Below are 2,045 nucleotides of genomic sequence, written 5' to 3'. Positions count from 1 at the left end.
GAGCTCAATGGGCAGGAAGCCGAGGACCGCCTCGCGGAGATCGACATCACGGTCAACCGCAACGCCGTCCCCTTCGATCCGCGCCCGCCGATGGTCACCTCGGGGCTGCGGATCGGCACCCCCGCGCTGGCCACCCGCGGCTTCGGCGAGGCAGCCTTCGCCGAGGTCGCGGACATCATCGCCGAGGCGCTGACCGCCGACGCCGGCGCGGACCTGTCCGGCCTGCGCGCACGGGTGGAGGCCCTCGCCGCCGCCCACCCGCTCTACCCCTCGGTCAGCAACCTCTCCTGACCGTTTCCGGAGCCAGCCCGTCCGCGGGCTGGCCCCGGGACCGGCGGACCGGACTTTTCACGCGTGCTGCTCCTTCGTCGCTTTGACGCACGCTTTCGAAAAGCCCGGCTCCGCCGGCCCCTCGTGGACAGCTCACCCACCGCTCCGTTACCACATTTACCCAGTTAGGAACCCGGCCATGGCTGTTGGTGTCTTCGACCTCTTTTCCATCGGAATAGGGCCGTCCAGCTCGCACACCGTGGGCCCCATGCGGGCCGCCGCCGTGTTTGCCGAAGAACTCAAATCCCAAGGCAAGCTGGCAGACGCGGCGTCGCTGCGTGTGGACCTCTATGGCTCCCTTGCCGCCACGGGCCACGGCCACGGCACCATGACGGCCATCTTGCTCGGGCTCGAGGGCTTCCACCCTGAGCTGATCCTGCCCGAGGAAGTGGAGGAGCGGCTGGCCACGATCGCCGGGACCGGCATCCTGCAGCTGGCCGGTGCTGTGTCCCTGCCCTACGGTGTGAAGGACATCATCCTGCGCCCGCTCACCATCCTGCCCCGGCACACCAACGGCATGACGTTCACGGTCTCCGACGCCGCGGGCGCGGTTCTCCATACCGCCACGTTTTTCTCGGTCGGCGGCGGCTTCATTGTCCGCGAAGGCGAGGAAGACGCGGCCCAGCAGGAGCTCGAGGAGTCCAAAAAGGAACTCCCCCTGCCCTTCCGCACCGCCGCGGAACTGCTGGGACGCTGCCGGAAAACGTCCCTGGGCATCAGCGAAGTGATGCGGATCAACGAAGAGGACAGCCGGACGGCAGAGGAAATCCGGGAGGGCCTGCTGCACATCTATTCGGTGATGGAGGGCTGCGTCGAGGTCAGCCTCAAGCGCGAGGGGCTGCTGCCCGGCGGGCTGAAGGTCCGCCGCCGCGCCCCCGACTGGCACGAGCGGCTGCTGAAGGAAACCCGGGACCATGATCCTGACTTCCGGGACCCGAAGTACTGGCAGGAATGGGTGAACCTGATCGCCCTGGCCGTCAACGAGGAAAACGCCTCCGGCGGCCGCGTGGTCACCGCGCCCACGAACGGCGCGGCGGGCATCATCCCGGCGGTGCTCTACTACGCGCTGCACTTTGCCCCCGGCATGGACAAGGCAACCCAGGCCGACCGCGACGACGTCGTGGTCAAGTTCCTGCTGACCGCCGGCGCCATCGGGGTGCTGTACAAGGAGCAGGCCTCGATCTCCGGCGCGGAGGTCGGCTGCCAGGGCGAGGTGGGTTCGGCGTCCTCGATGGCGGCCGCCGGACTGGCCGAAGTCATGGGCGGCACGCCGGCGCAGGTGGAGAACGCCGCGGAAATCGCGATGGAGCACAACCTGGGCCTGACCTGCGATCCGATCGGCGGGCTCGTCCAGGTCCCCTGCATCGAACGGAACGCGATCGCGGCCGCGAAGGCCATCAACGCCGCCAAGATGGCCCTCTGGGGCGACGGCTCGCACCGGGTGTCCCTGGACGAGGTCATCGTCACCATGCGGGAAACCGGCCGCGACATGAGCTCCAAATACAAGGAAACCGCGATGGGCGGCCTCGCCGTCAACGTCGTCGAATGCTGAAGGAAAGAGAACTATGACACTGGCACCAGAAGGCCGGAAGATGCTGCGCATTGAGCAGCGAAACGCGGCCACACCGGTGGAACGTAAGCCGGAATGGATCAAGGCCAAGGTCCAGATGGGCCCCGAGTTCGTCCAGCTCAAGAACCTCGTCAAGAAGGAAGGC

1 protein-coding gene and 2 pseudogenes are annotated in these 2,045 nt (G+C 67.5%); all 3 read left to right on the top strand.

The window, feature by feature from the left end:
- A pseudogene (locus AC1DDO_RS22975) lies at positions 1-291 on the top strand (serine hydroxymethyltransferase); the annotation flags it as partial.
- Positions 292-469: 178 nt separating this feature from the next.
- Entirely contained in the window at positions 470-1,882 is a 1,413-nt protein-coding gene (locus AC1DDO_RS22970) for an L-serine ammonia-lyase (protein ID WP_476870017.1), read from the top strand.
- A gap of 13 nt (positions 1,883-1,895) precedes the next feature.
- Positions 1,896-2,045 (top strand): annotated as a pseudogene (locus AC1DDO_RS22965) (lipoyl synthase); the annotation flags it as partial.

The sequence above is a fragment of the Arthrobacter sp. 10N43 genome, assembly GCF_056394525.1.
This window is presented reverse-complemented; position numbering and strand designations above follow the sequence as displayed.